General features: G+C 59.0%; 19 protein-coding genes and 1 pseudogene. 3 read left to right on the forward strand and 17 right to left on the reverse strand.

Annotated features, from left to right (window positions below; genetic code table 11):
* Positions 1 to 10: 10 nt before the first annotated feature.
* On the reverse strand, positions 11 to 838 hold the full coding sequence (locus OKW40_RS08810; protein ID WP_429489312.1) for an SDR family NAD(P)-dependent oxidoreductase: 828 nt from the start codon (positions 836 to 838) through the stop codon (positions 11 to 13).
* 256 nt (positions 839 to 1094) lie between these two features.
* On the opposite strand from OKW40_RS08810, the gene OKW40_RS08815 reads away from it, so the two are divergent.
* Together OKW40_RS08815 and OKW40_RS08820 are read left to right on the forward strand one after the other, a co-directional pair.
* Entirely contained in the window at positions 1095 to 2216 is a 1122-nt protein-coding gene (locus tag OKW40_RS08815) for a CapA family protein (RefSeq protein ID WP_429489314.1), read from the forward strand.
* 105 nt (positions 2217 to 2321) lie between these two features.
* On the forward strand, positions 2322 to 3044 hold the full coding sequence (locus tag OKW40_RS08820) for an SDR family oxidoreductase (protein ID WP_429489316.1): 723 nt from the start codon (positions 2322 to 2324) through the stop codon (positions 3042 to 3044).
* A 29-nt stretch (positions 3045 to 3073) separates the two neighbouring features.
* Here OKW40_RS08820 and OKW40_RS08825 read toward each other — a convergent pair whose 3' ends face one another.
* From OKW40_RS08825 to OKW40_RS08865, 9 genes are all read right to left on the reverse strand, one after another.
* Entirely contained in the window at positions 3074 to 3811 is a 738-nt protein-coding gene (locus OKW40_RS08825) for an IclR family transcriptional regulator (RefSeq protein ID WP_429489318.1), read from the reverse strand.
* 216 nt (positions 3812 to 4027) lie between these two features.
* Entirely contained in the window at positions 4028 to 5590 is a 1563-nt protein-coding gene (locus OKW40_RS08830) for a tripartite tricarboxylate transporter permease (protein WP_429489320.1), read from the reverse strand.
* Positions 5587 to 6072 carry a tripartite tricarboxylate transporter TctB family protein gene (locus OKW40_RS08835; protein WP_429489322.1) on the reverse strand — a complete coding sequence of 162 codons (486 nt, stop codon included), beginning with the start codon at positions 6070 to 6072 and terminating at the stop codon, positions 5587 to 5589. Before OKW40_RS08835 ends, OKW40_RS08830 begins: the two co-directional genes overlap by 4 nt.
* A gap of 200 nt (positions 6073 to 6272) precedes the next feature.
* Positions 6273 to 7433 carry a tricarballylate utilization 4Fe-4S protein TcuB gene (gene tcuB, locus OKW40_RS08840; protein ID WP_429489324.1) on the reverse strand — a complete coding sequence of 387 codons (1161 nt, stop codon included), beginning with the start codon at positions 7431 to 7433 and terminating at the stop codon, positions 6273 to 6275.
* Positions 7420 to 8829, reverse strand: coding sequence for an FAD-dependent tricarballylate dehydrogenase TcuA (tcuA, locus tag OKW40_RS08845; RefSeq protein WP_429489326.1), 1410 nt, complete (start codon positions 8827 to 8829; stop codon positions 7420 to 7422). Before tcuA ends, tcuB begins: the two co-directional genes overlap by 14 nt.
* A 466-nt stretch (positions 8830 to 9295) precedes the next feature.
* Positions 9296 to 10084 carry an enoyl-CoA hydratase/isomerase family protein gene (locus tag OKW40_RS08850; protein ID WP_429489327.1) on the reverse strand — a complete coding sequence of 263 codons (789 nt, stop codon included), beginning with the start codon at positions 10082 to 10084 and terminating at the stop codon, positions 9296 to 9298.
* A 65-nt stretch (positions 10085 to 10149) separates the two neighbouring features.
* Entirely contained in the window at positions 10150 to 10863 is a 714-nt protein-coding gene (locus OKW40_RS08855) for an enoyl-CoA hydratase/isomerase family protein (protein ID WP_429489329.1), read from the reverse strand.
* Positions 10864 to 10889: 26 nt separating this feature from the next.
* Positions 10890 to 11930 (reverse strand): CDP-6-deoxy-delta-3,4-glucoseen reductase, encoded by a 1041-nt coding sequence (locus OKW40_RS08860; protein WP_429491936.1) that lies wholly within the window; start codon positions 11928 to 11930, stop codon positions 10890 to 10892.
* 37 nt (positions 11931 to 11967) lie between these two features.
* Positions 11968 to 14097 (reverse strand): acetate--CoA ligase family protein, encoded by a 2130-nt coding sequence (locus OKW40_RS08865; RefSeq protein WP_429489331.1) that lies wholly within the window; start codon positions 14095 to 14097, stop codon positions 11968 to 11970.
* Between the two features lie 350 nt (positions 14098 to 14447).
* On the opposite strand from OKW40_RS08865, the gene OKW40_RS08870 reads away from it, so the two are divergent.
* Positions 14448 to 15206: a hypothetical protein gene (locus tag OKW40_RS08870; RefSeq protein ID WP_429489333.1), complete on the forward strand. Its 759-nt coding sequence runs from the start codon at positions 14448 to 14450 to the stop codon at positions 15204 to 15206.
* A gap of 196 nt (positions 15207 to 15402) precedes the next feature.
* On the opposite strand, the gene OKW40_RS08875 is transcribed toward OKW40_RS08870, so the two are convergent.
* The 7 genes and pseudogenes from OKW40_RS08875 to OKW40_RS08905 form a co-directional block, all read right to left on the reverse strand.
* Entirely contained in the window at positions 15403 to 15996 is a 594-nt protein-coding gene (locus tag OKW40_RS08875; protein ID WP_429488547.1) for a plasmid pRiA4b ORF-3 family protein, read from the reverse strand.
* 2 nt (positions 15997 to 15998) lie between these two features.
* Positions 15999 to 17540 (reverse strand): IS66 family transposase, encoded by a 1542-nt coding sequence (gene tnpC / locus OKW40_RS08880; protein ID WP_429488549.1) that lies wholly within the window; start codon positions 17538 to 17540, stop codon positions 15999 to 16001.
* A 41-nt stretch (positions 17541 to 17581) separates the two neighbouring features.
* Complete coding sequence (gene tnpB, locus OKW40_RS08885; RefSeq protein ID WP_090801994.1) at positions 17582 to 17929, reverse strand: IS66 family insertion sequence element accessory protein TnpB; 348 nt, start codon at positions 17927 to 17929, stop codon at positions 17582 to 17584.
* Positions 17926 to 18339 carry an IS66-like element accessory protein TnpA gene (gene tnpA, locus OKW40_RS08890; RefSeq protein WP_429488551.1) on the reverse strand — a complete coding sequence of 138 codons (414 nt, stop codon included), beginning with the start codon at positions 18337 to 18339 and terminating at the stop codon, positions 17926 to 17928. The genes tnpB and tnpA overlap by 4 nt, the downstream gene beginning before the upstream one ends.
* Positions 18340 to 18490: 151 nt before the next feature.
* Positions 18491 to 20284: a 3-hydroxyacyl-CoA dehydrogenase NAD-binding domain-containing protein gene (locus OKW40_RS08895; protein ID WP_429489335.1), complete on the reverse strand. Its 1794-nt coding sequence runs from the start codon at positions 20282 to 20284 to the stop codon at positions 18491 to 18493.
* A 22-nt stretch (positions 20285 to 20306) separates the two neighbouring features.
* A pseudogene (locus OKW40_RS08900) lies at positions 20307 to 20603 on the reverse strand (enoyl-CoA hydratase/isomerase family protein); the annotation flags it as partial.
* 201 nt (positions 20604 to 20804) lie between these two features.
* Positions 20805 to 21617, reverse strand: a complete 813-nt coding sequence (locus OKW40_RS08905) for an IclR family transcriptional regulator (protein WP_429489337.1) — start codon at positions 21615 to 21617, stop codon at positions 20805 to 20807.
* Between the last annotated feature and the right edge of the window lie 16 nt (positions 21618 to 21633).

The raw sequence follows: 21633 nt of genomic DNA on the forward strand, positions 1-21633 counted from the left end.
TTCGCTTCCATCAGATACGGTTCAGAATCCGACCACCGTCAACAAGCAAAGACACGCCCGTGACGAACGCCGCCTCGTCAGACGCCAGATACAAGGCGGCGTTGGCTACATCCCACGCGGTGCCTTGCCGGCCAAGGGGTACTTTGGCATCCCGTTCCGCGAGAACCTGTTCCCTGCTCTGGTTCCACTCGCGAGCTCGCGTATCCACCGCCATCGGAGTGGCAATCAGCCCTGGCAAGATACAGTTGGCGCGGATCCCATGCGGTGCGTTCTGCAGTGCGAGCTGCTCAGTGAACGCGATCACGCCCGCTTTCGTCGCCTTGTAGGCCACATAGGGATACTTTCCTGGCCCCGCAGCTGACGAGACATTGACAATCACTCCGGAACGCTGTTCACGCATGATCACCACCGCGTGCTTGCAAGCAAACACCGTTCCGCGCAGATTGATCCGGCAAATGTTGTCGAACCGTTCTTCAGTGAGGTCCATCAGGTCTGCGTCGCCTCCGGCGAGACTAACGCCCACATTGTTGTGCAATATGTCAACCGAACCCCACTTTTGTCTGGCATTTTGAATTGCGCTGGCGAGTTGCTCCTCGTGCGCGACGTCCGCAGCGAGCGCATAAGCCTCGAAACCCTCGCTTCTTATGATTTGCGCGGTCTCCTCCGCTGATTCCAGCGACCTGTCGACGGCCAGAACGCGCGCTCCTTCCCTCGCAAAACGCATTGCCACCGCCCGTCCGTTACCCACACCTTCGCCCGGGCTCTGCCCTGCCCCCACGACAACAGCCACCTTGCCAGCAAGCCGGGCGCTCGAGGTCCAGCCATCAGTCTTAGTCACAAACGTCTCCTTTGTATTCCACGTCACGTCAAAACGAGCAAAGACAGGAAAACTTTGCGAACCGTTTCCGCGTACATTGCCCCCTCATCAGATGCTATCATGGGTTCCTATAATCAATATGCGTTTCGTTGATCGGAACTTAAAATGAAAGAGCAGCGACGCGAACGTGACAGGTTTCCAAGTACGGCTAGTTGAGCTAGCCTTTTAACAGCGCCCCGTTTCAGTCCGAAGGGCCAGCAAAACATGAGGAGGCGGAATGACAAAGCTTGCTTCGATTCTTATTGGCGGTGATTGCGGTCCCACCCATGGCCCAGAGCAGGGTTTTCCTATCGAGGGCTACACACACCTGGTAGCGCCTTTCCTGCGCGAAGCCGATTTTCGCTTCGTGAACTGCATGCGTACTTACTCCGAGAGGGGAGTAAAGTCGGATCATGCGCCGCAGGTCTGTCAGCCGATTGAGATGTCGACGCTTTTTACGGGAGGACTGTTCGACGCCGTTACGATGGCAAACAACCACAGTCTCGATGCGGGCCCGGAAGCGATGCTCGACACGCGGAAACTGTTTCTCGAAAAAGGCCTGCAAGTCACTGGTGCGGGGCGCGACCTGGACGAGGCCCGTCAGCCGGCAATTATTGAAAAAGCGGGCGTCCGCGTCGGTTATCTCGGTTACACGTCGGTCGCTACTGCCGGGACCGACGCTGGCAAAGGAAAGCCCGGGGTCGTCAACATCCGTGTCAAGACGAGCTATGAAACGCGCGGACCCCATCAGCCAGTTCGAGTATGGACCTCGCCGATTCCGCAGGACCTTGGCCGGCTCACGGAGGACATCACACATCTGCGCAAGAAGGTCGACGTAGTCGTACTCGCCTATCACGCCGGGGCGATTCGGCTTCCCCGAATCGTTTCCGACTATCAGGTTTCCGTGGCCCACGCAGCCATCGACGCTGGCGCCGATCTGGTCGTCGGACACGCGCCGCATATCCCGAAGGCGATCGAGGTTTACAAAGGCAAGGTCATCTTCTACAGCCTGGGCGTCTTTGCGATGACCAAATCTTTCGCTGCACCCGCATGGACGAATGAGCCGGCATGGGCGCAAGGTGCTGTGCGCAACTTCATGGACCTCGATCCGGCGTATCCTCTTATGCCTTACGGCAGAGACTGCACCCGCGCCCTGCTTGCGAAAGCCTATGTATCCTCCCAGGGCGTGGCAAAGGTCTCGTTCCTTCCCGTCAAATTCGATAGCCGCTATCGCCCCGAGGTGCTGCGCGCCGGCGACCCGCGGTTCGAGGAGGTTGTCGAATATATGAAATGGGCCTCGGAAGACATGCCTCACCAGTTCGAAATCGAAGGCGATGAGGTAGTAGTCACGGCATCGTAAGCGAGCCAACGCGTCAACTCGTTCAATCATCAGAGTGAAGGGCAATTAATCATGAATTTGGGCATTGGAGGGAAGACCGCTCTGGTTACTGCATCGAGCGGCGGTATGGGTCGTAACATTGCACATGCGCTTGCCGCAGAGGGAGCAAACGTGGTGCTTTTCGCGCGATCACAGGACAAGCTGACCAGGGTCGCGGACGAGATCATCCAGCAACATGGTGTGCGGGCTCTTGCGAAAGCGGGAGACATGCGCGTGAGCAGTGACGTTACTGCGCTGGTCGAATCAATAAAAGCAGAGTTTGGCGGACTGGACATCGTCGTGCTCAACACGGCCCGGCCGCCGAATCCGATTCGCGCGACGACCGAAGAGGTCGACATGGCGCGCTGGGACGAGGCCTATCAGAACCAGCTTGGCGGTGTGTTGCAGGTGATGAGCCAAGCCATGCCACTAATCACTGCACGCGGATGGGGACGGGTTATTGCGATCACATCAGCTTCGGTGAAGGCGCCGATGGCTCACCACAGTCTATCGACGGTCTTCCGCGCCGGGGTGACCGCGTATATGAAACATCTCGCGAATGAAGTTGGTTTGAGCGGCGTCACGGTCAACTGCGTTGCACCCGCATTGATCGAGACGCCACATCGCGCGGGATCCGCAGCCTATACTCCAGCGCAGGCCGAGGCGCGCAAGAGCCTGACGCCTCTTGGCCGGATGGGCACGCAGGGAGAACTTGCGGGTGTGGTGACCTTTCTGGCGTCGGAACAGGCTGGATTTATCACCGGCGCGACCATCCCGGTTGAGGGCGGAATGCTGGGATCGCTGTTCTAAGCACCGCCCCTACTGTCTATCTGCCTGTTCTACTCTGCGTGCCCTCCGAATTGACGCGAGATATTCAAAGCTGCCTCGACTACCAGCTTGATGAAGTTCTTCTCATGCATCTGCATGCGTACGGTGGGCGCACCAACGGACAGGCAATAATGGACCTGCTCATCAACGCCTATGATGGGAGCCGAAATTGCCGAGATACCCATCAGTCGCTCACCGTGCGAGACAGCATAACCATTCTCACGAATGCGCTCGAGATCATTGAGGAAAGCTGCCTTGCTCTGCTTGGTGGCTTTCGTAGCCGCCGGTAGCAGCGGAGTCAGATCCGCTTTTGACATATACGCCATCAGAACCCTGGAGCCGGAGCCGGCCTGAAGCGGAATCTGCTCGCCAGCCTGCACCACCGCCCTAAGAGGCGCTGTGACTGTCGATATGGATTCGATGCAGACGCGATGGGCGCCGTTGATCGTATGGAGCGAGACGGTTTCTTTCGTGGTCTCCGCGAGCTCCGTCATGAATGGACGGGCAATTTCGCGGATACCCAAGGTCCCCCGCACGAGGCCAGCGAGCCTTGTGAACCGGAATGACAGGCAATACTGCTGATCCTCCAGCCGAACCAGGTAGCCAGCTCGCTCCAGACTTTGCACAATCCGGAAAGTGGTGGACTTCGGCAGATCAATGCGTTCTGAGATTTCCTGGAGAGAAAGACTGCTCCTCTCAGCGCTAAAGCTTTCGAAAACAGCCAGAATACGTTCAACCGAGCGCATCATTTCGCGACATTCCATACAGGGTCCAAGACAACGTATGGTACATCAGCCGCGGTCGTGTCAGCCGCCCTCCGCAAAATTCAGGCCACCGCGACACTCGGCATCTGATCCGAAACCGGGCTTCCCGACGCTAACCTGTTCGCAAACCACAGTCTCTGCATTGACAGCTGGACCTGCGGCGCAAGTGACAAGCCCCGCGTCGCGCGGGGCTGTTTGTCGTCACTCTCCGGTGAGCGGCACGTGAGACGTAGATGGAACGGCCACCTCCGGCGACCCGCCTGTCGAGCGTTTGCGCTTGTGCTCACGCCAGGCAAAGAAGCACTGTCCGACAACCAGCACCAGACAGATCGCCATGAACGCTGCACTGATCGGTCGTTGCACGAAAATCGCCAGGTCGCCTCGCGAAAGCAACAGTGCCCGCCGGAAATTCTCCTCGACCATAGGTCCCAGAACGTACCCGAGAAGAATAGTGGCTACGGGGAAATCAAGTGCCAGCAGAACCGCTCCGATCAAGCCAAACACGAGCACCTCGCCGACCTCGAACAAGCTGTTGTTCGTACTGAAAACCCCAACGGCAATAAAGAAGAGCGCCGACGGGTACATCAGGCGGTAAGGCACCTGCAGCAGCTTTACCCATACTCCAATCAGCGGCACATTCAGGAGAAGCAGAAGCACATTGCCGATCCAGAAGCTTGCGATGAGACCCCAGAAAAGATCGGCGTGCTGCGTGATCAGCTGGGGGCCGGGCTGGAATCCCTGAATCAGCAAGGCACCGAGTAGCAGAGCCATCACGGCGTCACCCGGGATACCGAGTGTCAAGGTCGGGATGAAATCAACCTGAGTCTTGGCGTGAGCGGACGCCTCTGGGCTGGCCACGCCTTCAATGGCCCCCTGGCCAAAGCGATCCGGTCGTTTCGAGATCTTCTTCTCAAGAGCGTATGCAAGGAAGGTGGTGATGGTCGGGCCTGTGCCCGGCATCGCTCCAAAAAGAACTCCAACGAACGTGCCCCGAACCATCGGCCAAAACGCCTGTTTCAGCTCGCCACCCGTTGGCCGCATGTCACGCAGGCGAACCTTGGTCTGCGTCCCCACGAAACTGATCCGGTTGACGTTGATCAGGAAATCCGCAACGCCAAACAGACCCATCGATAGCGCAACGAGCTCGACCTTATCCGAAAGTTCGGTGAAGCCAAAGGTGAAACGTTCCACGCCGCTGTTGACGTCTGTGCCGATAATCCCAAGCAGCAACCCGAATACCGTCATCGCAATGCCTTTCAGCCGCGATCCCCGGGACATCGTCGCTCCAGCGATCAGGCCGAGCATCATGATCGAAACGATCTCGGTCGGCCCGAAATCGAAAGCGATCTTGACGAGCCAGGGCGAAAGAAAAATCATCACTATGATGCCAACCGACGCGGCAAAAAAGGACGACACCATCGTAATACCCAGCGCGGTACCCCCACGCCCCTGCTTCGTCATTGGATACCCATCGATACAGGTGACGGCGTGCGGCGGATGAGACGGCAGGTTCAGCAGGATCGCACCCAGCGCACCGCCGTACTGCGAACCATAGAAGATACCGGCCAGCATCAGAAGTGCCGGAACCGCGTGCATCGAATAGGTCAGCGGCAGCAGCATTGCGATCGCCGAGAGTGCCCCCATGCCGGGAAGCACGCCGATCAGATTGCCAACCAGCACCCCGACGAATGACCAGAGGAGGTTTTGCGGCATCGCCGCGATGCTAAAACCATACATGAGATCATGCAGCGTTTGCGCGATCATACAGCACCCCACTTGAACAGCGGCAACTGGATCTGCAGCGCCCACCAGAAGACGACCACGGCGACTGCAACCATCGCCAATGCCAGCAAAGTCGCCGATTTGATGTTGTTATCCCGATCACCTAGCGCCGAAATAAACACCACTGCAAATGTGCCCGCGACAAGTCCGAGGTATTTCGTCAGGACGACAAACGCAACCATGCCCAGGCAGATCAGCAACCAGGCCTTCCATTCCGGCCGCAACTTCTTTTTCGGGGCGACCTTGCCGGACGCCGCGCCCGCATGTACCGAGAGATAGCCTTGAACAGCGATCCCACAACCGACCAGGGCCAAAACGAGGCCCAGGAAGAACGGGAAAAACCCTGGGCCCATCTGCACCAGCGTGCCGATGTGATAGGCAACGGAATGCGTTAGCACTCCGCTCCCGACGACAATCAGCAATGCGCCACCAATCAGATCCTTGTGCAGCAATTTTCTGTTCATGGTGTCTCCTCCTATGAACGTCAATAACACTCTGTTCTTTCCGACAGGAGCGAACCTCGCTCCAATCACGTCACTGCGATTCCGACGGCGTGGGCAGCTATAGAATTTTGTAAGGACGTCCAACACCCACCGATGGCAGCATCTCGCGCGGCTACCCCGGTTTGAACGCCGGGACTTCGCATCAGCTTTTCCTCTTACAATTACTCCTCGACCATCAACGATGACGGCTTCCGCTTCTCGACCGACCACTTCAGCAAAGCGGCAGTTCGATAGATACCGTGCGCGAACTTGCCGTAGGGCAGTGTCATAAAAAGAGCCAGCACAACACCCAGATGCACGGCGAGCAGGACCGGCATCGCTCCCGTTTCCCTCGCACCCAGAAGTACCAGACCGGTGAGCCCAGCCAGCCATAGCAGCGCAATAAATCCGCGGTCCATACCTTTTTGCGCGGCATCTCCATGTAGCGGGTGCCGCTTGAGATTGAGGATGAACAGGCCGCTGCATCCCACGACAAGGCTCATTCCCCCGAGGGATCCCAGAAACACCGGCAGGCTGGTCAACCCGTATGGCGCTTCGATGGCGAAGAGATAGTGGTAGAGCGTCGCGACACAGGTCGATGCAAAACAGAGCATGAAACCGTAGAAAGTAAAATGATGAAACCGTCTTCGCGCAAGCGAGTAACGGTCGCTGTCGTTGTTACACCCTTCGCCGTGACCGCCGCCAAGATATTTGAGCGTCAACACAGATCCCGCTGCTTCTGCGGTAGCCTCAACCGACAGTCCGCCAGGGCTCTCGTTCTTCCAGAATCGACGCACGCCAATTGACAGCGAGGCAAGGGCAAGAAGGAAAACCGACCCAAAAATGAGAACGAGAAGATTGTGCGGAAACACGCGATAGAAGTTTGCGCTATTGGGTTGCGGTCTGCCTGCCATCGAAGCAAGTGCGAGAAACACCGCGAGGCCGCCGGCCAGCGCCAGCGCCACTGTCATTCCGTTTTTCCGGTACAGCGCACCGAACGAAGCGGGCCACGCATATTCCGTGTAGGTGCTCACTCGCACTTTAGCCATCGCTTGCGGCACGTTGACCGCGAACTCATGCGGCGGCGCATACTGGCACGCGTGCAGGCATGCGCCGCAGTTGTGGCACAGATTCGCGAGAAAGTGCACGTCCGCCCTTCCAAACTCGAGCCGTCGTGTCATTGCAGGGAATACGGCGCAAAACCCTTCACAATATCGACACGCGTTGCAGATCTGCATGATGCGGCTGACTTCGCCCTCCGCCTGAGTCATGTCAGTCGGGGATACGACTTCGTTTGCCGCGAGGGCGACAGCCTCGCGGGTCAATGTTTCAAGCGACTGCATGATGAGTAGCTTCCCTATAGTGCTTTGCCGCTTCCGCGGCCTGAGTACCAGCGATCCGTCCAAAGGCTGTCCCGATCGACATACCCACTCCGGCGGTGTAACCCTTACCGAGAATGTTTCCAGCCATCATCTCTCCCGCAACGAACAGGTTTTGGGATGGCTTTCCGCGGAAATGCACGGCAGCATTCGAATCCACCTTCAGGCCGAGATATGTGAACGTGATGCCGGGACGCAATGCATAAGCGTAGAAAGGCGCCCGGTCCAATGTCTGAGCCCAGTGCGTCTTCGGCGGAGTCAACCCTTCGGTATGGCAGTCGTCAAGCACTGCATGGTTGAAGGTACCAGGCCGGCACGACCGGTTGTATGTCTGGATCGTCTCCAGGAACTCGTCCTCATCGAAACCGAGGGCCGATGCCAACTCGCGGAGCGAGTTAGCCTTCGTTCCCGGGAATACGGGAGGCATGAACCGGCCGATCGCTTTCGAGTCGATGATCGAATAGGCAATCTGCCCTGGTTGCTGCGCAACGAGGCGCCCCCAGATTGCGTAACGCTTCGGCCAGAAGTCCTCACCCTCGTCGTAGAACCGTTTTCCGTCGCGATTGAGGACGACTCCCAGCGAAACACAGTCGACGCGGGTGCAGATTCCGCCGTCATAAAGCGGCGCGCGTGCGTCGATTGCCACGCAGTGCGACTGGGAGGGATCGCCGATAGCGTCCGCACCGGCGTCGATCATGAATTTTAGAAGCGTGCCCTGATTGAACCGTGTACCGCGGATCAGAAAGTTGTCTGCAATCCAGACGCCGTCCACTTGTCCCCACGCTTCGCGAAGCCATTCCCGATTCGATTCAAAGCCTCCCGCCGCAAGCACGCAGCTCTTCGCCTCGATGCGTTCGTTGCCGATCTTTGCGGCGACAAACCGGGTGCCATCAAGCTCAATCGAGTCGACAGGCGCGTTGTACCGGACAGTGACACCGATCACTTCGGCACTACGGTAATAGGCATTGACAAGCGCCTTCCCGCCGCCCATGAAGAACGCATTGGTCCGGGCGACGTGCAGCGCGCCGGAAAGGGGGGGCTGGAAGTGTACACCGTGTTTTCTCATCCAGTCGCGGCAACGCGACGAAGCGCGAATCGCAATACGTGCGAGCTCCTCGTTCGTATTTCCGCCGGTTACCTTAAGAAGGTCTTGCCAGAACTCTTCTTCCGGATAGGCTTCAACGAGTACATCCTGGGGAGCATCGTGCATACAGCGCAGGTTGCGCGTATGCTGCGAATTCCCGCCGCGCCACTCCCGGGGAGCGGCCTCAAGCAGAAGTACACTGGCACCCGCCTCCCGCGCCATTATTGCGGCGCACAGTGCGGCGTTGCCTCCTCCGATTATGAGAACGTCTACCATGTTAATTGTCCTATACTGATAGGCCATGCTACGGGGGCGTCACGGCGATCGCCACCAGCCTTCAGACAACACGTCTTCAATTTATTTGAAGACTCATATCCGGGGTTCGTAGATCAGTCCCGCATGGGACGCTCGCTACCAGCAATCCCAGTGTGAATGACGGCCCGCGCTGCGCAGGAGGGAAAACACTCCAGGAGCCGTCTGTGTGCCGAAACAGGAACAGCGATATATCACTGTCCGGATCCTTTTCCCGCACACAAACGCACCTCGCGCCCCATCTGGCATCAGGGGTCCTCGTCACAATGATTCGATCGCGGCACGCCGGTCCGAACCACTTGTCGATGTTCCATCTCAACGAGCGCACGATCTGTTGCATGGTCTGGTCCTCTCTGATCTGATCGAGGTCTGCTATCGGCCCGACTGGGAAGCCCATGCCGTGGCCAGCCGAAGAGGGGCGGACAGCGCTTTACCGCCCCTTGAAGTCCGCTTTGCGCTTTTCCTTGTATGCGGTGATCGCTTCCTGGTAGTCGGTCGTCGACTGGACCACGGCCATGAGCGCCGAGGTCGTCTCAAGGCTGGTGCGCAGATCAGTACGCATCGACTGATACATCAGCTTCTTGATGTCGCGTGTCTGAACGGGCGGTCCCTCGGCCAGACGGGAAGCAAACGCGAGCGTTTCCTCCTGCAGGCTTTCGTCCGAAGTCATCCGATTGACCATGCCTAGCCTGAGCGCCTCTTCTGCAGTAACGAAGTCGCCAGTCCACAACAGTTCCAACGCCTTGGCCGGCCCAACCAGCCTCGGCAGGAAATAGCAGCCGCCGTTGCCCGGAATCAGACCGACCCGGATATACGCTTCTGCGAACCGCGCCGATTGCGCGGCGAAGCGGATATCACACATAAGCGAAAGGTCCATGCCCGCGCCGACGGCCGCGCCGTTAACAGCTGCGATCAACGGTTTCTCGAATTCCTCGACTGCGAGAGCGACCTTGTGAGTCACACGCTGAAGGCGGTGTTTGCGCTCAAGCGGCGTGGGATCCCCACCTTCGGCCGCACGGCGTCCAAGATCACCACCTGAACAGAACGCGTCCCCCGCCCCCGTGAGAACGAAACTGCCCACATCCTCATCGTCGTTTGCTTTCTTCAGCTCGGTGCGTAGCAGTTCAAGCATGTCCTCGCTTAGCGCATTCTTCTTTTCCGGTCGATTTAGCGTGGCGACCACCACACGACCAAGCCTGCTGATTTCAAGATCTGCCACGTCCGTCTCCGTTTCAATTCGTAATCAGGCTCTGCCTGTAGCCACTTTCAGTGCTCGCCAACGCCTTACGTCTTGGCCCGGTGGCGCGCGTGTTCCTCACGGGCCTCTTCCAGCGCTGAGCGCAGGCCTCGATTGATCCAGCGCTTGTTGTCAACAAATGCCTGGCGATTCTTGGATCCCAGTACCTCGCCGGCCTGCTTTGCCGACTGTTCAAGGTCATGTCTCAAGACCACTACGCTGATCAACCCGCGATTCAGCGCATCAGCGGCAGGCAGCCGCCGTCCCGTCTGGATGAGATCCGCTGCAAGCGCGCGCCCGCCGAGCACGGTGAGAATGTTGGCGCCCGAAAAGGTCGGAATCCCGAGATCAATCTCCGGAAGAGAGAGCGCCGATCCTTCAACGGCAACACACCCATCAGCCATCAGCGCGAGCATCGCGCCGGCGCCGATAGCAAGACCATTTAGCGCAACGATGATTGGCACCGGCGTAACCATTACGGCATCCTGAAGTGCCGCAAGCGCGTGAGAACGTCTTTCCCGCTGACGTGCGCCATCTCCATCTGGCGATTGCTCGCGTACATCCACTCCCGCACAAAAAAGTTTTTCGCCCGTCGCCGTCAGAACGACTGCCTGCGTGGTCTCGTCGGCACCAGCCTGGACGATCGCGGAGGTAATTCCTTCCATCATGGCGACCGTCATTGCATTTGCCTTCTCGGCGCGGTCGATCTCGATCCACAGTTGAGAATCACGCTTCCCGATTTTCAGCCCGTCTAGAGACATACCAGTTCCTTCATTGTTTAACGCTGTCATGCGGAGGGCGCCGCACCTGAGACGAAAATGTCCGCAAAAAACTCTGCTTCAGGAAGGCCACGTTGCTCGGTGAAGTCCCTCTTGGCCGAGAGAACAACGACGGGCGCACCGCAGGCATAGACCTGATGCGACGAGAGGTCCACGAAGTCCTCCATTACCGCTTCGTGAACAAACCCCGGACGCCCTTTCCAGTCGTCCTCTTTTGCAGCATTGGAAATCACGGGGACATATTTAATTCCTTGCGCAGCCCACGACCGCGCGAGTGAATCGAGATAGAGGTCGTGCGGACGTCGGCCGCCCCAGTACAGCGTCATCTGTCGGCCACTCTGCTTGCGCAGTTCGTGCTCGATAATCGACTTGATCGGAGCGAACCCGGTACCGCTTGCCAGGAGAATCATTGGCTTGTTGGTATCGTCACGTACGAAGAACGAACCAAGCGGTCCCTCCAGCCGAAGGAGATCGTTCTCCTTCAACTTGCCGAATACGAAGGTACTGAAGGGGCCGCCGTAATTGCGGAGATGCAACTCGATGAAGCCTTCGTCTTCTGGCGAATTGGCTATCGACAGGCTGCGTCTGACTCCGCCAGCGATCGTGACGTCGATGTATTGGCCAGGAAGAAATTTGAACTGCGGGTTGGCGGGTAGTTTGAGCCGGATACGCATGACGTCGTCGGCCGGACGTTCGAGCGCAGATACGCGGCATGGCGTCTTCCTGGCCGGATAACCCTCAACCGACGGACCCGTCCGGCATTCAACCGTCACATCCGATGCCGGTGTCGCCTGACAGAGCAGCACATAACCCTGCTCTGCCTCCGAAGCCGAAAGGCCAGCAAACTGCGCGTCCCCCTGATCGCAAGTCCCAGCCTTCACCTTGGCCTTGCAGGAACCGCAAACGCCCTTCTGGCAGCTATAAGGAAGCGGAAAATTTGCTGCAAGCGCCGCCGCGAGAATCTTCTCGCCACGACGGACCTCAAGCTCGCGATCAAGTGGCTGGAACGTCACCGTATGGCGTTCGGCGTGAACTGTTTCATCATTCATGGCAATGTCTTCAGTTAGCTCCACTTTGGCCGTCCGTTCAATGGCCCACCCACGCGCGAGCCTGTGCAGGCACGATCAGCGCGTCGGCAGCCAGAACTCCGTCAGGCAGCACGAAAAGCGGGTTGACGTCGATTTCGGACACGGCATCGCGATACTCCCACGCGAACCGCGAAAGAGCTGCCAGCGCTTTCGCCGTGGCCTCGACGTCGAGCGCCGGTTTACCTCGAGCTCCGTCGAGAATCGGACGGCATCGCAGCTCGTCCAGCATCTGCCTCGCGACCGCTTCATCGAAGGGTGCGAGACGACAGGACGAGTCACGCATCAGCTCGGCGTAAATCCCGCCAGCCCCAACCACCACGACCGGGCCGAACACTTCGTCGTTCACTACGCCCGCGATCAGCTCGAAACCGTCCTTCACCATCTGGGAGACCATGACGCCTTCAATTCGGGCGTCGGGCGCATGCGCCTGCGCGTTCGCGCGAACCTCCGTGATAGCCGACTCAAGTTCAATCTCGTCACGGATTCCGACCTTGACGCCGCCAATCTCAGTCTTATGAGCGATATCAGGCGATACGATCTTTACAACGACTGGCCATGACAACTGGTCCGGCAAGCTGCCGCCGACGTCGGTCAACAGCACATCGCGAGTAACAGGAATACCTGCGCGCGACAGGATGTCCTTCGATTGCGCTTCGGACAATTTGCCCCCCGTGCCCGAAAGGGCAGCCTCCGGTGACTGGGCGGTCCCTCGGACTTCATGCCTAGAAGTGCCCGCCTGCTTGCGCGCGCTGCCATAGCGCGCAAGCATTGCCAACGCTTTCGCAGCGCGTGACGGTGAAGGGAAGAGAGGCACGGTTGCAGCGTCCAGCAACCGGCTGGCATCAGCGATCTGGTCGCGAGGCGCGGACGAGAATACGCAGACAGGCTTTGCCGAACCCTTTGCGACATCAGCAATCACCTCGGCCGCAGCAGTACTCCCCGCACTGCCGGTCGTAGCCAGGTTCACGCAAAGGGCGTCGACTCCGGGATCAGCAAGTGTTGCCTCGATCGCGGTGCGCAGCTTGTCACGGTTGCTTGCGGAAAAATAGCCAGCCGTCAGGTCGATCGGGTTATGCACGGCTCCAATGTTCGGCACCACCTCGGCGAGCAGCCTTTCAGTATTTTCTGCAAGATTCGCAAGGTACAGCCCCTCGGGTTCGCCAGCGTCAGCAAAGACGATTGCCGAGCCACCGGAGACGCCCATGACTGCCATCCCGCCACCGCTCGGATATTTTTTTCCCGTGAAAGCCTTCAGAAAATCGACAGCCTCGTGGATTTCCCTGACTTCGACGATACCAGTCTGTTTGAAAAGCGCGCGATAGAAATCGTAGCTGCCGGTCATACTTGCGGTATGCGATGCGGCTGCCCGAGCGCCCTCTTCGGTCACCCCGCCCTTCCAAAGCAGCACCGGCTTGCCGGCTGCAAGTGCGCGTCTGCCCACGTCAAGCAGCGACCGGCCATCCTTCGTACCTTCGATGTAGGCAAGGATGATCTGGGTCTCCTGATCGTTTAGCAGTGCATCGATCAGCTGCACGGTGTCCACGTCCGTCTCATTGCCGGTGGCAATGACGTGGCGAAAGCCGATGTCCGCCTCAGCGCATGCGAGCGCGAGACTGTATCCGAAGCCACCACTCTGGGTCACGAGCGAAACACCGCCCTTCTTCAGCTTAGGCTCCCGGGTGATACTCCCAAACGCAGCGAAAACCTGCGAATGAATGTTTGCGAAGCCCAGACAGTTCGGGCCGATGATACGAATTCCAGCATCGATCGCGATTTGCAGCATCTCACGTTCGCGCTCGACACCTTCAGGGCCGCTCTCGCGAAAACCCCCGCTCAGAACCACGACATAAGAAATGGACATTTCGGCACACGCCTTGAGAACTGGAATAACGCCTTTGGCCGGCACACCGATCACGACGAGGTCGATCGGTGCATCTATGTCGCTTACTGCGCCGTAGCACTTGAGGCCGTCAAACTCCGCATACTTCGGATTGACCGGATAGATTTGTCCCTCGTATCCATTCTCGACGAGCGCACGAACAGCTTGCGAACCGGGGCGCCCCGCGTCTTCCGAAACCCCGACGACCGCGATTGACCGCGGTTCGAGCAGAAATTTGAAATCATTCATCGTCTGATCCGTCTCCATCTGGTTGTACCTAAATATGCTTGCTCTGCGTGAGAGCGATCCTTTCGCAGCCGCTCCCTGCTTTCGTTGAGCGATCCAATGATCCTGACTTTAGACCTCATGGTCGTCGACGTCAACACAACTGGAATCGGTTTCTATCAGTGGAACTCTAAATCTGATGAGCGGGTTTGCCCGACAGACCGGAACCTTCCGCATGAGTTTCACTGACCGGAATCTGTGCTGGCAATCAAAACTCGTGCTACGATCCCAATCGTGGTTTGCCACATGCCGGCGAACGCAACAACCATCGCAGAGCGATCTGCGGATCGATGGCAGATTCAAGGAGACTTTGAATGATCTACACACGAAGCGGCGCCGACGCTCTTTCCAGGAGAAACGTCGTAGTTTCACCGGGCACCGGAAACCAGCATTGGGGAACGGTGTTTTTTGGTCCTCGCAGTTCGAACACCACGGCCTCGGGGCCACAGGCAACCATGTCGGAGTTGCAACCGCACGAGTCGGTGGTTTCGCATTTTCACGGCGTGACAATGTTCCAGATGTTCATCGCCGGCTCAGGGACGCTCGGAAACAAGCAACAGCCGCTTGAGCCGCTGACCGTGCAGTTCAAGGACCACCACACCGCTTACGGTCCGATCGTCGCAGGCCCCCAAGGTCTGTCGTTTGTTGCAATGCGGATGTACACCGGCAATTCCGAACCGGTGTATCTGAACAAGGAAGGGTATCGGGACCGGCTGAAGCCGAGCAAGCGCCGTCATCTGACATCGGAGCGCGTGCGCTTCTCAATCGAGCCGGTGCTGAAGGATCGGGCCGAGCCGGTTTGGGAAACGCTTCTGAAGGATGACTCGGACGGCATGCACGCACAGATCGTGCGACTTGGCGCCGGCCAGAGCGTCGAAGGCCCCGACCCGAAGGCCGCAGCCGGGTATTATGTATTTGTTGGCAACGGCAGCCTCCTGCACAACGACGAAGAACTTCCGCTCTGGTCCATGGTCGTCGTCGAACCAACCGAAGAAAAGTTCACGATCCGTTCAGGCGAGAAGGGACTCGAGGCGCTGGTCCTGCAGTATCCGCGCGAAGAAAATAGCGATTGACGCGGCAGTCGATCCTGAGGCTGCCCCCCCGGAGACACGAAGCCTGTCACCGGGGGTTTTCCCGTTCTGGATGACAACACTCACAACGGTATTAAACGTGAGCCGACTAACAGCCAGCGCGCCAAAACACGCGCCATGGATTGCAGAGGAAAAATGGGGATCGGGCGTAAGCGACATTTGAAGGCCGCCTTGACGATCAGAATTTGATTTCGAAGAGGCGTTCGTTGACGCTCTGGAGGTCAAAGGCAGCAGGATCGAAACTACCGCCGCACCAGTCGAGCAACCGCTGGTGTTCGTCATGAGCCGGATCGATGATCGCGTCGAGGAACTCGATGTAGCCGGGTACGCCGCCAACATCTTCCGGTGGACAGGCATTGCGGCCGTCCAGGCAGAGGGGCGAGCGCAGCTGAGGGTCAGGTGGCAAGACCTTCTCGACCTTCAGGCGATGCTGCCAGTTGTCACCGTAATCGTAGATGTAGGTGAATGACTTCAGCGCACCGAGCGCACGGCCCAGGTTCACCCGCGCCTCGTTGAGCATCGGCGGGTCACTCGGGAAGTCCGGATCGGGCACCCCGTAGTTGGTGTCGCCGAACACGAATTCGTGCAGGTGGCCGCCATCCCAGCCCATCGCCCACAGCAGCACGACATGCAGCTTCGGCAGCCTGATCGAGGCAGGGACCAGCACCCGCCTCCAGACCGCCGGCTTCAGATACTTCAGCTCGATGTGCAGCTGGTAGACCGGGACCTGTGAATTGACCGCGCGCAACGCGGGTTTGCGAGTCGATGCCATCGTCACGCAGCCTGCTGGACCGGCTGCTCCACCGGCATCAAATGCCACGGCAGCAACTCGTCAATCCGGTTGATGGGATGATCGGCAATGCGCTCGAACACCGTACGCAGATATGCATACGGTTCGATGCCATTCAGGCGTGCCGTGCCGATCAGGCTGTAGATGACCGCCGCACTCTGTCCACCGCCGTCAGAACCGGCGAACAGATAGTTGCGCCTGCCGAGAACCAGCGGCCTGATCGATCGCTCCGCGGTGTTGTTATCTATCTCGATGCGTCCGTCTTCACAGTAGCGCACCAGCACCGGCCAGTTCCCCAGCGCATACCGGATCGCCTTGCCAAGGCCTGACTTCGCCGAGACCTGCGCGAGCGTATGTTCCAGCCAGTCCTTCAGTGCACCTGCGAGCGGCAATGCCCGCGCCATGCGCACCGACCGCCGGACCTCCGGCTTGCGGCCGCGCACCTCGCGCTCGATGGCATACAGGGCTGCGATGCGGCTGAGTGCCTCCTGCGCCACTGGCGAACGCTCCAGTTCGTACAGGTCGTAGAACTTACGCCGCACATGCGCCCAGCACGCTGCCTCGATGATCGAGCCATCGCGGTACAGCGCATCGTAGCCACTATAGGCATCCGCCTGCAGGATGCCTGACCATCCCTGCAGATGCGTACGGGGTCGCTCTCCCTTGCGGTCGGGCGAGTACTGGTACCAGACCGCCGGGGGTGCCCGGCTGCCCGCCGGCCGGTCATCGCGTACGTACGTCCACAACCGCGCCGTACGCGTCTTGCCGCGTCCGGGTTCCAGCACCGGGACGGGCGTGTCATCCGTATGGATTTTTTGCGCCTCACGCACATACCGGCCAACGGCATCCGCCAGCGGCTGCAGCAGTGCGGCGGACTCGCGAACCCACGAGGCCAGCGTGGCACGGTCGAGTTCAATGCCGGTACGGCGATAGATTCCTGCCTGCCGGTATAACGGCATATGGTCAGCGTACTTGGCAACCACCACCTGCGCCAGCAGGCCGGCTGCGGCCATGCCGCGTGCGATCGGGCGCGACGGCGCCGCCTCCTGGACGACCTTCGCACAACGGCTGCAGCTCAGCCGGGGGCGCACATGGCGAATCACCCGGAAGTACCCCGGCACGTAGTCCAGCATCTCGGAGGCGTCTTCACCCAGCTTGCGCAGCCGGCCACCGCATTCGGGGCAGTCGCAGCCCTGTGGCCTGTGCTCCACCACCTCGCGTGGCAGGTGCGCAGGGAATTCGCGCGAGCGGCGGCGCAGTGGAACCACCGGCGCTGTCGTGTCTGCGGGTTCATCCGACGCCGCTTCTGGCGCCGATGCCGGCACGGCACCCTGTTGCGGCAGTGTCCCGTCACCCAGTGCGAGCTGCAATTGTCCCGTCAGTTCTGCCATGCGTTCCGACGAGCGCCCGTACTGCCAGCGCTTCAGACGCGAGATCTCGGCGAGCAGGCGCGCGATGGTTTCTTCGCGCGAAACAAGCATGCGCTTGAGTGTGTCGATGTCGTCGGGGAGTCGGTTGACTGGCATGTCTGGGAGTTTACCAGGCACGTTCAGAAGTGGGAGCAAATTTACGCGGCGCATGTGGGCTTCCACGTCCGTTCGGGGCGTCGCCAGTCGATGCCTTCGAGCAGCATCGACAGTTGTGCCGCCGACAGATGGATGCATCCCGCGTCGGCCTGCGGCCAGATAAAACGGCCTCGCTCCAGGCGCTTGACGTACAGGTTCATTCCATCGCCACTCCACCACAGCAGTTTCACCAGATCGCCCCGGCGACCACGGAAGGCAAACACGTGGCCCGAGAACGGGTCTTGCTCAAGGGCCACCTGCGCCAGTGCAGCCAGACCATCCATGCCACGGCGCATGTCGGTGACGCCTGCGGCGAGCCAGATGCGGGTGCCGGTCGGCAGCGCGATCATGCCGGCCTCAGGCAATGCAGCACCAGTCGCAGCTGGGCTGGGTCTACCTTCCCGCTCACTCGCACGCGTGCGCCATCGAGCTCGATCTCGATACCTGAAGTCGCGGCTTCCTGTGCGCGCAATGGCAATTGCGCTGTCGGCACCGGTAGCGACGAAACCGCCATCGAATCATCCGGCGACATCGCCACCGGAACGAACACTGCCGTCTCGCTCACCGCCCTGTTGTCCAGCAGACCAGCACGGTACTGCCTGCGCCACTTGAACACCATGTTCGGATTCAGACCGTGCGACTGCGCGAGCTTTGCCACCGAGATGCCCGGCTCGCACGCTGCCATCGCAACTTCACGCCTGAATTCAGGCGCGTAATTCGGCCGCCCCTTGCGGCTCCCGGCACAGTCGATCTCTGTCATCAAAGTGGTCCCCACTACTCGAAGTGATGGGCATCACTTTGGACACTCTCAACGTCGATGTCGATACGGCCTTCAAATGACGCTTACGATCGGGCGAAAGGAACCTTCGATCCTGTGGACTCAAAAATCGAAGGTCGTTGGCCAGTTAGTGTCAGATTCCCGGCGCTCGTAGCTCGCGCAATTGCGACCCCGCCGCCGCCGCGTCCAGCAGCAGGCGGCCGGGCTTCCAGCGTTTGCCGAACTGCTCGTGCCACGCCTCGACTTGCTGACCAACCGTGCTCGCGCCGATCGTGTCCGCCCAATACATCAGCCCGCCGCGGTGGCGCGGGAAGCCGAATCCGTACAACCACATTACGTCAACGTCGCTTGCGCGGTACGCTTTTCCATCCTCGAGAATCTTGCAGACCTCGTTGACGGATGCGAAGAGTAGGCGCTGAAGAATTTCTGCGTCCGAGAATTGCCGCTGCTCGACCCCGAGTTCGCGCGCGACGCTTGCAATGATCGCGTCAACCTCCGGATCGACGATCGGCTTCCGGTCGCCAGGGTTGTAACGGTACCATCCAGTGCCATTTTTCTGCCCTTTACGACCAAGCTCAACCATCCTGTCAGGCACATGCAGTTTGCGATAGGTTGGGTCCGCCGCCGCCCGGCGTTTCCGGGTGTCGTAGCTGACGTCGAGACCCGACAGATCGCTGACCGCGAACGGCCCCATCGGATAGCCGAAAGCCTTCATGACATGATCGATCTGATCTGGGCGAGCACCTTCTTCCAGCAACAGCATCGCCTCGGTGACCAACGGCGCACGACTGCGGTTCGCGGCAAAACCGTCGCACGATCCTGCAACTACACTCACCTTCTTCAGGTCACGTCCGAGCTTGGCGGTACGCAGGATGGTCTCGACAGAGCTACTGGCCCCTCTCACCACTTCACACAATTTCATGACGTTCGCTGGAGCGAAGAAGTGTGCTCCCGCCACGTCCGCTGGCCGGCGCGTCACGTTCGCCATCGTATCGATGTCGATCGCCGACGAGTTGGTCAGCAGCAGCGCGCCCTCCTTCATCACGCCATCGATCTTTGCGAAGACTTCCTTCTTCAGATCAATGCGCTCGAAAACCGCTTCAATCACTACATCTGCTTCACCCATTTGTTCATAGTCCATCACAGGCTTGATGTACGCGAGGCTTTCGTCCATCTCGCCTTGCGTCAGACTGCCTCGTCGCACCCTCGTCGCATAAGTGTCCCTGATCTTCTGCATCCCGCGATCAAGTGACTCCTGACTCGAGTCGAGCACCTTCACTGGAACATGAGCGTCAGCGAAACAGATGGCAATCCCTCCACCCATCGTTCCTGCCCCGATCACCGCAGCACTGCGAACCGCCGCAGGCTTGTAATGTTCAGGCGTGCCGGGAATCTTGGCAGCCTCGCGTTCCGAAAAGAATGCGTACCGGAGCGCCTTTGCCTCGTCTGAACCTTCGAGCAGAGAGAACAGCGTCTGCTCGAGCGCAAGGCCTTCCTCGAACGACCTGTTCACCGCCATCTCGATACAGGCCAACGCGCTGTGCGGTGCCTTCACAAATCGAGCCCTCGCTGCGGCTTCATCGCGCTTCACTTTCCACTCCTGCGGTCGGGCTTTCGCGTGCTCGATCCGCTCGGTCATGTCACGAACGCGGCGTAAGCCCTGACCTTCCGGCAGGCCTTTCACAAAATGGATGGCTTCGGTGACGAGGCGATCGTCGACGACGATCCGGTCGATCAGTCCCATCTCCAGAGCATTCTTCGCAGAAACGTGACGACCACTGACAATGATATCGATCGCCGCTTGCGGCCCCACAAGCCGCGTGAGGCGTTGCGTTCCTCCTCCGGCAGGGATAAGGCCGATTTTCACTTCGGGCAGGCCTAGCTTTGCGGTCCGAAGTGGCGAATCGATAATGGCATGCGAGTGCATGCTCGAGCCCCGCGCCGAGTGCGTAACCGCGGATTGCAGCCACGACGGGTTTGTGACTGGCGTCAAGTGCGGCAGTGCTGACTGACGAAGAAACCTTGCGCTCTTTTCCAAATTGCCGGATATCGGCTCCTGCCACGAAATTGACCCCACCTCCGGTCACAACAATGCCATTCACCGAATTGTCGGCGTTCGCACGTTCCAGAGAGTCGATCAGGTCTTCCCGCATGCCGGGCGCCAGCGCATTCACCGGTGGATTGTTAAGCGTTATCAGCGCTACGCCATCAACGACCTTATATTCAACCAAAATTCCCTCCGACATCGCCGGTCTCCTATCAGCAAAAATCCAGTTCTGAGCGTGCGATGCCCGTTAGCGAATCCCTACAACGCGTTTCGCCGTTCGCTGGATCACCGTGAGTACACCCTTCCCGCCCGCATACCAATGCAGTCCATGTTATCACGGGTTTTATTCATCAGCATCGATTCCGATGTACGGAACTTGAGGACCATCCATCGATTTGCTTCAGTCGCTGATGCGATGCGTAATCGTTCCTGTGTCTTTTGCCAGAAACCGGATCTCCTCCAGCATGTCCACCGTTCCGGCGCCGAACTGGCGCGAGATATCGGCTGCAGCAATCAGGATGCTTTGTACAATTTCATGCTCGTTGATCCGCATCCGAACGGTAGGCGCGCCAACAGAAATACAGTATCTGACCTGATCCTCCGCATCGCGAATTGGCGCAGAAATTGCCGAAATGCCGAGCAGACGCTCTCCATGGGACACGGAAAAACCCTGATCGCGGATCTGTTGCAACTCTTTCTCAATCTCGGCCCTAGGCCTTTTTGTCGCTCGGGCCACCTCGACCACCATCGCAGACAGTTTCTCTGAAGGCATGAATGCCATCAGAACCTTCGATCCGGCTCCAGCAACCATCGGGACCTGCTCGCCCGGTTGCGCGACCATTCTGAGAGGTGCAGCAACGGTTGCCACCGCGTCGATACAGATTCGGTGGCTACCCGAGAGCGTATGCAAAGAGGCCGTTTCGCGTGTGCGATCTGCAAGCTGCAGCAGGACTGGCCGCGATATTTCCCGGATCCCCAGCGTGCTGCGGACGTGCCCTGCCAAACGCGTAAACTGGAACGACAGGCAATACTGCTGGTCCTCAAGGCGTACCAGATACCCCGCTTTCTCGAGGCTCTGAACGATACGGAACGCGGTTGATTTTGGAAGCGCAATGCGGTCCGCTATCTCCTGAAGCATGAGACTTGTTCTGTCAACGCTGAAACTTTCAAAGACTGCCAGAATGCGTTGCACCGAGCGCATTGTCTCTTTCACGTAACCTCTCCAAATT

It is taken from the genome of Paraburkholderia sp. RAU6.4a, from assembly GCF_050435625.1.
Classification (GTDB): Bacteria; Pseudomonadota; Gammaproteobacteria; order Burkholderiales; family Burkholderiaceae; genus Paraburkholderia; species Paraburkholderia tuberum.